At 69.6% G+C, this 10042-nt stretch carries 8 protein-coding genes; 3 read left to right on the top strand and 5 right to left on the bottom strand.

Annotation, left to right across the window (positions count from 1 at the left end):
• Positions 1-403: integrase core domain-containing protein (locus AB0M02_RS41740; RefSeq protein ID WP_364237913.1), on the top strand; the 403-nt coding region annotated here is incomplete at its 5' end.
• A 148-nt stretch (positions 404-551) separates the two neighbouring features.
• Here AB0M02_RS41740 and AB0M02_RS41735 read toward each other — a convergent pair.
• Positions 552-1013 (bottom strand): YbaK/EbsC family protein, encoded by a 462-nt coding sequence (locus AB0M02_RS41735; protein ID WP_364237911.1) that lies wholly within the window; start codon positions 1011-1013, stop codon positions 552-554.
• 66 nt (positions 1014-1079) lie between these two features.
• Between AB0M02_RS41735 and AB0M02_RS41730 the strand changes: the two genes are divergently transcribed.
• Complete coding sequence (locus AB0M02_RS41730) at positions 1080-1448, top strand: DUF427 domain-containing protein (protein WP_364237909.1); 369 nt, start codon at positions 1080-1082, stop codon at positions 1446-1448.
• On the opposite strand, the gene AB0M02_RS41725 is transcribed toward AB0M02_RS41730, so the two are convergent.
• The 4 genes from AB0M02_RS41725 to AB0M02_RS41710 form a co-directional block, all read right to left on the bottom strand.
• A complete protein-coding gene (locus AB0M02_RS41725) occupies positions 1445-2452 on the bottom strand; it encodes a TIGR03617 family F420-dependent LLM class oxidoreductase (protein WP_364237907.1) in 1008 nt (335 codons plus the stop codon). The two genes, AB0M02_RS41730 and AB0M02_RS41725, sit on opposite strands and share 4 nt — an antisense overlap.
• A gap of 124 nt (positions 2453-2576) precedes the next feature.
• A complete protein-coding gene (locus AB0M02_RS41720; RefSeq protein WP_364237905.1) occupies positions 2577-3425 on the bottom strand; it encodes a P1 family peptidase in 849 nt (282 codons plus the stop codon).
• A 33-nt stretch (positions 3426-3458) separates the two neighbouring features.
• Complete coding sequence (locus AB0M02_RS41715) at positions 3459-5048, bottom strand: methyl-accepting chemotaxis protein (RefSeq protein WP_364237903.1); 1590 nt, start codon at positions 5046-5048, stop codon at positions 3459-3461.
• A 292-nt stretch (positions 5049-5340) separates the two neighbouring features.
• Entirely contained in the window at positions 5341-6270 is a 930-nt protein-coding gene (locus AB0M02_RS41710) for a formylglycine-generating enzyme family protein (protein WP_364237901.1), read from the bottom strand.
• A 264-nt stretch (positions 6271-6534) separates the two neighbouring features.
• Between AB0M02_RS41710 and AB0M02_RS41705 the strand changes: the two genes are divergently transcribed.
• Complete coding sequence (locus AB0M02_RS41705; RefSeq protein ID WP_364237899.1) at positions 6535-10038, top strand: hypothetical protein; 3504 nt, start codon at positions 6535-6537, stop codon at positions 10036-10038.
• Positions 10039-10042 lie beyond the last annotated feature (4 nt).

Raw genomic sequence — 10042 nt, 5'->3', positions numbered from 1 at the left:
CGCGAGATCTACTACCTGCTCAATCCCGGCCAGCCGACCCCGCCACCCCGCCGGTCAAAACCTCGAACCGCCGCTTGACAAACAGGAGAGCATCCGCGGCTGTCAATACACCAGTTCCCAGCACACCCGCCTCGCCCGCGACAACGGGGTGCGGCTGTCGGTCGGCCGGCGCGGCCAGTGCTGGGACAACGCGGTCGCCGAATCGTTCTTCGCCACGATCAAAACCGAACTTGTCCACCGGCAGGCCTGGCCCACCCGTGCAACCTGCCGTCAGGCGATATTCGAGTACATCGAAGGCTGGTACAACACCCGCCGCCGGCACTCCAGCCTCGGCTACCTCAGCCCAGCCGCCTACGAGACCGGCACCAGCACCCCACCGCTACCGCCCCTCAACACAGCTTAAACAGATCAACACATCGACCCTGTCCGTCGAATCGGGTCAAGCCCAAGGTGGTTGACGACCCGTGTGTGGAGTTCGGCCCCACTCCACACCCCAACTCCACACACCAAACCGTCGACAACCAACCGTGTGGGGTTCGGGCGGGTTTTTGCTAGGCGTCCTCGGTCACGTCGGCGAAGGAGCCGCCGAGTGTCTTGATGGCGTCGTCGGCGGAGAGGCGTAGCGCCAACCCACGCTGCCCCGCGCCGAGGCTGATCACGCGACCGCGGGCCAGCTCGTCGGCGATCACCGGCCAGGGGCGCGCCGAGCCGAACGGGGTGATCGTGCCCCGTTCGTATCCGGTGGCGTCCCTGGCGGTGGCGGCGTCCGGCATCGACAGCCGGCTGACCCCGAGCAGGGTGCGCAGTTTCGGCCAGGAGATCACCCGGTCGCCGGGGACCAGCACGAACAGGTAGTCGTCCTCGGCCCGGCGCACCACCAGCGTCTTGACGAGGTCGCGCAACTCGACACCCTGCGCGGCGGCGGCCTCGGTGACGCTGTTCACCGGCCCGTGCCGGACGACGTCGTGCTCGATCCCGGCGGCGACGGCCGCATCGATCGCGGAAGTACTCACCCGATCACCGTAGCGCCCACCTCGCACACGGCCGGACTCCGGACCGACCGCGAGTAGTGTCGAAACATGAAGCCGCGTTTGGAACCAGGACCCGCTCACCCGATCACCGTGACGCCCACCGGTGAGCGGGTCGTCGTGACCGTCGCCGGCAAGGTCGTGGCCGACACCCGCGATGCGGTCACGCTGCAGGAGGCGAGCTATCCGCCGGTGCAGTACATCCCGCTCGCCGACGTCGACCAGACCCTCCTCGAGGCGACGACGACGCAGAGCTACTGTCCGTACAAGGGTGACGCGAGCTACTACTCGATCCCGATCGGCGGCGAGAAGGCAACCGACGCGATTTGGGAGTATCGGGAGCCGTACCCTCCGGTGGCCGCGATCAAGGGACACGTGGCCTTCTATCCGAACCGGGTCGACTCGATCGAAATTGGTTAGTCCTTCCGCAACGCCGTCCGGACCGCTGCCATCTGGTAGCGGTCCGCTTCATAGGGCGTATATAGCGAAATCCGATCAATCGCGGACCCGAAGCGGTCGTGCAGCCCCGCGGCCACCGCGGCCGGGTCGCCCGCGATCGCGAAGGCGTCCAGCACGTCGTCGGTGATCTCGTTCGCCATGTCGGCCCAGGCCTGGCGGCGGGACATGCCGTTGAGCCGGTCGGCCAGGTCGCCCCAGCCATGCGTCTCGAGCACCGGACGGTATGCGGGAGTGGACGCGTAGAACGCGATCTGCCCGCGGACGGCCTGCTCGGCGCGGGCCCGCTGCTGCTCGTCGGCGCCGAGCACCACCATCGCACTCATCGCCAGGCTGAACCCGTCGAGACTGCCGCCGCGCGCCTCCCGCAGTGCCGGGAGGATCCGCTCGCCGAGGTAGTCCGCGCTGGTCAGTGGATGCACCAGCAGCCCGTCCGCGACCCGCCCGGCGGCACGGACCATCAGATCGCCCACGGCCGCGAGCTCGACCGGCGGATTGCCGAACGGATTCGGTCCCGGGCTGAAGAAGTCGGTCATCAGCGTGTGCCGGTAGAACTCGCCGCGGAACGCCAGCCGCTCCCCCGTCGCCCAGGTGCGCCAGATCGCCCGCAGCGCCGCCACGAACTCCTCCATCCGCGCCGCCGGCCTGCTCCACGGCATCGCGAACCGCCGCTCGATGTGCGGCTTCACCTGCGACCCGAGCCCCAGCCGGAACCGCCCCTCGGAGATCAGCTGCAGGTCGTTGGCGAGCACCGCGACATTCATCGGGTTCCGCGCGAACGCCACCGCGATCCCGGACTGCAGCGTGATGTGCGTCGTGGCCCGCGCCACGAGCGCCAGCGTCGTGAAGACGTCGTGCCGCGTCTCAGCCGCCGCGAACCCGTCATAGCCGACCTGCTCGGCGGAGACAGCCGCCGCTTCCACCTCGGCGGGCGAGGCGGCCACGGGCGCGGTGAAGTCAACCAACATCCCACAGTCATAACACCAAAGATCTTCAAAGGTACGCGTCAACCCCTCCGACAGCGAGAACGGTCGCTCTGCCCTCGCGGTCCGGGTGGCCGGTCCGGCGCGGCCCGCCGCCGGCCCCGGCGGTTCAGACGGCGGAGCGGATGGCGTCGGCGGTTATCTCCGTGGTGGCGGCTCGGAGGAGGTCGAGGTCCACGTCGGGGCCCGCCTCGCCGGTGGCCAGGGCGACCACGGCGTCGCCGTCGAAGCGGGAGTGTGCGGGGTGCAGGGCGCGGGCGAAGCCGGTGTGGCCGCTCTGGGCCAGCAGGTAGCAGTCGGACTTCGTGAGCCTGGCGTCGGTCAGGACCACGGCGATCGTGGTGTTCTCCAGGCCCAGCGGGGTGTGCGGGCGGGTCACCGGTGGACCGGCGAACAGTGGGCGGCCGGTCTCGCCGAGCACGTCGCCCCACGCGTTGACCACGGCGACCACCGCGACCTGGGCGGCGCCGGCGCTGCCCCGGGCCCAGCCGACACCCCCGGGCGCCGGGTGACCGCGCCACTTGCCGGTTGACGCGCCGGTGCCGGCTCCGACCGTACCCCTGCTGAAAAGATCTCCACGCAGTGCCGCAACGGCGGCATCGCGCCCGGCACCGGCACCCGGTGGCGCTGTTGCGACGGATCCGTCGAAGATCGACATGCCGACGACGATCGGCACGGGACCGGCGGGTGTGGGAAAGCCGAGGCCTCGCTCGCGCAGCAGGGTCATCACGCCGTCGGCCGCGGTCAGCCCGAACGCGGAACCGCCGGAGAGCACGACGGCGTCCACCCGGTCCACCAGCCGGGTCGGCTCGAGCAGCGCGAACTCACGGGTCGCCGGAGCGCCACCGCGCACCTCACCGGAGCCGACGGTGCCCGGAGGCGGCAGGATCACCGTCACCCCGGTGCCCTCGCCCGTCCAGTGCCCGGCGAACGCGGAAAGCAGTTGCGGCTCAGTCATGCCGTGAACGCTACGCGGCAGTCCCTCGGCGAATCAGTAGCGGAACGTGCTGACCAGGGCGGAGAGGTCGCCGGACATGCGGGTGAGCTCGGCGGTGGTCTGGCGGGACCGGGCGGCGCCCTCGCTGGTCGACCGGGCCGCCTCGGCCACGCCGGTGATGTTGCGGGCGATGTCGCCGGTCCCGGTGGCGGCCTCGGTGACGCTCCGGTTCATCTCGGCCGTGGTGGCGGTCTGCTCCTCGACGGCGGACGCGATCGTCGTCTGGAAGTCGCTGATCCGGCCGATCACGCGGCTGATCTCCTCGATGGCGGTCACCGCGCCGCTGGTGTCGGCCTGGATGGCCTCGACGCGGCGGGAGATGTCCTCGGTGGCGCGGGCGGTCTCCTGGGCCAGCTCCTTCACCTCGCCGGCCACCACCGCGAAACCCTTGCCCAGCTCGCCGGCGCGGGCGGCCTCGATGGTCGCGTTCAGGGCGAGCAGGTTGGTCTGCTCGGCGATCGACGTGATCACCTTGATCACGTTGCCGATCTCGGCGGACGAGGCGCCGAGCTGGTTCATGGTCCGGGAGGTGCTGGCGGCCAGGGAGACCGCCTCCCCGGCGACCTGGGCGGCCTCGGTGGCGTTCTGGGAGATCTCGCGGATCGAGGCGCCCATCTCCTCGCTGCCCGCGGAGACCGTGTCGACGCTGCGCGAGATCTCCTCGGCCGCGGCGGAGACGGTCTGCGCCTGACTGGTGGTCTGCTCGGCCGAACCGGCTATCTCGGTGGTGACCGCGTCGGCCTCGGCGGCGGCACCGGCCAGGTCGCTCGCGGAACGGTCGATGGTCGCGACGGTACCGCGCAGGTTCTCCACCGCGGCGTCGAGCGCCCGGCCCATCTGGCCCGGCTCGTCCCCGCTGGTCAGGCCGGTGCGCAGGGTCAGATCGCCCTCGGCGAGGGCCTCGCAGACCCGCTTGACCCGGGTGAGTGCGCCGACCACCGACTTGATCACCAGAACCCCGACGGCGACGGACAGGAGCGTCCCGGCCACGCCGACGGCGATGATCATGTTTCGGTTGGTGACGTGGGTGGTCTCGGCTCCGGCGGCGGTGCCGGCGGCGTCGGAGGACTCGGCCTCGCCGAGTGCCGCGAACGTCTCGTTCACCTGGGCGATCAGCTTCGAGGTCTCGTCGTCGCGGACCCGGGCGAACGTGACGTACGCGTTGTTGCGCGCGTTGACGATCTGCTTGCTCGTGACGATGTCCGCGTATGCCTGCCAGTCGGCCTCCAGCGCGGCGATCAGCGCGCCCTCGGCGGCGGGTTCGGTAGCGTGATAGGCGTCCAGCAGCCCGTCGAAGGCGGAGAGGTTGTCGTTGACGGCCGCCTCGTACTTGTCGTCCTCCGCGGGCGTCTGCGAGATCAGCAGGTTGGCCAGATCCAGGCGGGTCTGCACAGCCATGGTCTGCAGGTCGGCGAGGGCTGTCTCGCTGGCCATGTTCTCGTGGTACAGCTCGTCGGCGGCGGCCGCGGCCCGGCTGAGGGCACGATTCGCCAGGATGCCGGAAACGATCGCGACCAGCACGCCGATGACGATGACGGCACCGATCTTGTGACGTACACCCAGGTCGTTGAAGAAAGCACTCATGGTTTCCCCCGTCTCCAACCGTACGGTCACGATCTGGGCGTTGCGCCCGGTTTGCCGCAGACGGTCCGGCACCCACGCGCTTCCCGGCGCCTGCCCGCCCTCACCACCCGTGGACCTTGGGCGCTGTGACCGCCTCTGGCGCGCACGGGCGCGCTCGATCTGCGGCGGGAGAGGACCGGCGCGGAGAGGGGGTCAGGACGGGAAGTGGGGCGGTGCCGGGCGAGTGCGGCGAGCTGAGCGGGCGCGGGGTGGGTGGGCCGGCGCGGGGAGGGGGGTCCAGCCGTTGGCACTGTCATGCTGTGAGTGCCGGTCCCGCTGTCCGGAAGCCCATGTTTCCCGTAGACGAGTCGGGGGTGTTGGCGGAGCGGGCGGCGTTGCGGTAGCGGTTGCAGTAGGAGTCGTGGCAGAGGTAGGAGCCGCCGCGGATGACCTTGGCGGTGCCGCCGGACGGCCCGCGGGGGTCGTCGAGCGGGGAGATCGCGTAATAGTCCGGTGCGAACCAGTCCTCGCACCACTCCCAGACGTTGCCGACGGGCTGCCAGAGTCCGTACGCGTTGGGTTCGAACGTGCGGACCGGTGCGGTCGTGAGGAACCCGTCGTCCTCGGTGTTGCGGACCGGGAAGTCCCCCTGCCAGATGTTGAGGGCGTGGCCGCCGGCGGGGAGCTCGTCGCCCCAGGGGAAACGCCGGGACGGCAGGCCACCGCGGGCGGCGCACTCCCACTCGGCCTCGGACGGCAGGCGGCGGCCGGCCCACGAGCAGTAGGCGCGGGCGTCGTTCCAGCTGACGTGGACGACCGGGTGGTCGTCGACAGCCGTATCGGAGGGGCCGCCGGGGCGTGCCCAGTCGGCTCCCTCGACGCCGAGCCACCAGGGCGTTCCGTGCATGCGGCCGGCCACGTGATCGGGGTCGGTCAGCGCGAGGTGGAAGACGGCGGACCAGCCGTACGACTCCGCCTCGGTGCGGTAGCCGGTCGCGGCCACGAACGCCCGGAAGGCGGCGACCGTCACCGAGGTGGCGTCGAGGGTGAAGGCGTTTACGCGTACATCATGGACTGGTTTTTCCCCATCGGCGCTCGCGCCGTCGCCGTGAGCGTCACCCATCGCGAAGGTCTGGGCCGGGACCGTGATCTGCTCGATGGGATGGGTCCCGCCGCCGGCCAGGTGCGTCGGAACCAGGGTGAGCGCCGGGCGATCGCCGGACGGCGGCGTGCAACAGGTCATAGCCGATAGGATAAGTAGGATTGGCCGCCGGCGCCCCGCCGGGTGATGCGGACCATCCGCCATCCGGGCCTGTGACTGGACCACAGCACTGCGTAATGATGGATCTATGAATGACCACTGTGGCCCAGGCACGACCGACACCGTCGGCTGACCATGACCGCGCATCGGGACAGCGAGCCGAACCCCGGTGAAAGGAGCCGCGTAGTCATCTCCCAGTCCGCCGGTGTTCAGGTCGGGAACCACGGCTTGCAGGTGAACGTCAACGTGGCGGCACCGCCCACCGGTGGATTGGGCAGCGGAATGTACCGCTCGTGGGTGCGGCAGACACTCGCACCGGATGAGCTGCGTGGCCGCGAGACTGAGCTGGCTGAACTGACCGCTTTCTGCATCGCGGACGAAGGACCGGCGTACGCATGGTGGCAAGCCCCTCCCTGGGCCGGGAAGACCGCACTGATGTCGTGGTTCGCCCTGCACCCGCCGGCCGGCGCGAAGGTGGTGGCGTTCTTCGTCACCGGACGCGTGGCGGCCATGAACAACCGTTACTCGTTCACCGATGTCGTCGGTGCCCAGCTGGCTGATCTGGCCGGGACACAGCCGGCGCCTCCGTTCAGCGAATCGGTCCGCGACATCGCCTTCCTCGACCTGCTCACCGCAGCCGTCGAGCAGTGCCGAAGCATCGGCGAACGGCTGGTACTGCTGGTGGACGGTCTGGACGAGGACCACAGCAGGTGGCCGGAGGGCGGCCACAGCATCGCCGGAATGCTCCCCGCCAGGCCACCCGACGGCCTCCGCGTCATCGTCAGTGGCCGGCCACTCCCGCTGCCCGCGGACGTCATGGACGAACACCCGCTGCGAGATCCGGCGGTGGTCCGGCCTCTTGGCGGCTCGGCACACGGGCGCACCATACGGGCCGACGCCGAACGCGACATCCGCCGGCTGCTCAACGGCACCCGGACCGAACGCCGGCTGCTCGGCCTGATGACCGTTGCCGGCGGCGGCCTGTCCCGATCCGACCTCACTGAACTGGCCGGTGCCCGGCCCGCCGAAATCGACGCCTGCATGGGTACGGTCGGGGGCCGTGCCTTCACTCGCCGCGGCGACACCGGCTCCTACCTGATCGCTCACGACCAGCTACGGGAGATGTCCGAATCCCTGCTGGGCGACCGGCTGCTGAACAAGCACCGCAACCGGCTGTCCCGCTGGAACGACCTTTACCGCGACCGGTCCTGGCCGGAGGGCACACCGGGCTACCTGCTGCAGGACTACTTCCAGCTGGTGGCGGCCGATGGTGACCTGGCGGGGACCGTGTCACTGGCGGTCGATCAGCGACGGCAGGACCGGATCCGCCAGATGTACGGCTCGGACACCCTGGCGCTCAACCAGATCGCAACGGCACAGCGGGTGGTCGCCGCGTCGGAGTTCCCGCCGCTCGGCCTGATGGCCGACCTGGCGCTGTCCCGCCTGCGGATCGTGACACGCAACGCCGAGATTCCGGTCGAACTCGCCGCGACCATGGTCCGGCTCGGTCATCCCGACCACGCCGAGGTGGCCGTGCGGTCGGCACCACTCCGCAGCCGCGCCAAGACAGCCGCTCATCTGGTGCGAGCTCTGGCGGAAGCGGGATACCTCGCGGAAGGCGAGAAGATCGCCGAACTCATCACCGATGACGAGCTCCGCGCGGCGGCATGGGTGGACTTGACGCGGGGGGCTGTAACTGGCGGTGAGTTGCCCGAGGAACTGGTTCGGCGGACGGTTGGCGCCGTGGAGAACGTCATATACAACGTGAAGCGGGCTAAATTGCACCTCTTACTTGCGGACTCCATCGCCTGCTCGGGCCGTGGCGACGAAGCCATCAGGCATGCCGACGTGGCCCGGCATCTGATCAAGACGGCACCGCATATGGATCCGATTCCCGGGACCTGGGATCCGGCGGTTCACCAATTTATGATGGACGAGGAAGCGGCGGCGATGGCTCACGCCGCCAGAATCGACGTGATGGTGAGAGGCGGACCGGCAGGCCGCAACGAGACCGCCCGGCGCCTGGCCGAAGATCTGCGGCACCCCAGCGACCGCGCTCCCGCGCTCCTTGACCTGGCCCTCTGGGCTGAGAGTCAAGGGCACGACGTCAGCGATCTTCTGGAACGGGTCATGGACGACACGGCGGAGATCGTCACCTGGGACAGCCGCACAGACTTCTACCACAAGTTGAGGAAGCACTGGTCCCATCACCGTCGTGACGATCGGCGCCGCCGTGAGGTGCTGCATGTCGCCGAGCAGCAAGTGCGCGCCATCGGGTGGAAGCCGGACAGAGTGGTTCCACTGGCCAGACTGGCGTTCCTCTGGAACACGTTGGCGGAGCCGGAGACTGCCGAGCGATTGCTGGCCGAGTCGGAACAACTGGCCGGATCCACGGGGATGCTGGCAAGTTTGGCGGAGGAACTGGCGCGCGCCGGTGACAATTCCCGCGCGGCAAACTTGGCCGGACTCGTGCAGTCCTCGATCGACGGTTTTGCCGAGGCAGCGAACTGGTCAGAGCAGTTGAGACGGGTGCTGATCCGGTCACTGGCGCGCAGCGGCGACTTCCCTCGGGCCGAAGCGTTGTTCGAGTCTGTCGAGCGGCTCAGCGAGCGGGGCGCCCTGGCGATGGACATCGCAACCGCGGCCGCTGACGCGGGTGACCCGCACCGCGCCGAAGCTCTGTTCCGGGCGGCTGTCGAGGGAGGCCACGCCGGGTGGGTCGCCGATGCGACCGTCCAGCTGATCGACGCGCTCGTCCGCGCGGGGGATCTTGATCGCGCGGAAAGCCTGGCCGCCGAGTTCCGAGGCCGCAGCGCGCGATCGTTGACCATCGACGTGGTCGCGGCCGAGGCTGCCGCGGGAGAGGTTGCCCGCGCTCGCCGGCTCGCATCCAGGTTCCGCTCAGCGCGCAAACGCCGCACGTCCGAGCTGATGATCGCGATGGCTCTGGCCCGAGGCGGTGAATTCGACGAGGCTCTGGCGATTGTCCGAACCGACACCGACGAGCGGCATCGGGACGAACTATTGGCCCGGTTGATCGCCTTGGCCGCCGCCGGCGGTGATCCGAATTTCGGCGAAGCCGTCGTAGCGGAGATCAACGAACCCGGCTATCGGCTCATGGCTCTCGTCTCCATGGCCTGCGCCCGCTCGTCCACGCGTGAACTCCGGGACTTCCGCCGGCTGGTGAAACTGATCCGCCACCTACCGGTGACCGGGCGTCCTCCGGCGCCGCACGCCTACCGGGCGTTGGCGTTGGCTGCGGCGGAATGCGGCGAGTGGGACCTCGCTGTCTCGCTTACCGAGCTTCGGGCCTTCTGGTACCCCAGCTCTACGATGCTTGAGTTCGCCGAGCCCGTTGGCACCGCGATGCGCCCTGAACAGGTCGTCGCGCGCATCGCTGCGCTGGTCGGCGCAGCAGGTGATCTCGTTACCGCCGCCGCCCTCGACGCGCTGCTCGACCGGCGGCTCGACAATCCTGACCCGGGGGTCCGAGCCAGCATCATGATCAGCCTGCTCGCCCTACGTCCTGATCTGTTCGACGATTGCCTGGCTGCTGTTCACGCGATTCCGCACAGCGAGGCTCGGACCAGGTTCTACACCCGGCTGGCTGTCGGATTCGCGGACGCCGGGCCCCGTGACCGGATGTTCGCTCTCGCCCTCGCTGAGGAGGACTGGCTGGAGGCGGTGCCGGATCTCGCCCGGTTCCGTCCAGAGATGGTGGCCGCGATCGCCGACGCCGTGTTGTCCTGAAGGG

This window comes from Actinoplanes sp. NPDC051861, from assembly GCF_040681145.1.
Taxonomy (GTDB): domain Bacteria; phylum Actinomycetota; class Actinomycetes; order Mycobacteriales; family Micromonosporaceae; genus Actinoplanes.
This window is presented reverse-complemented; position numbering and strand designations above follow the sequence as displayed.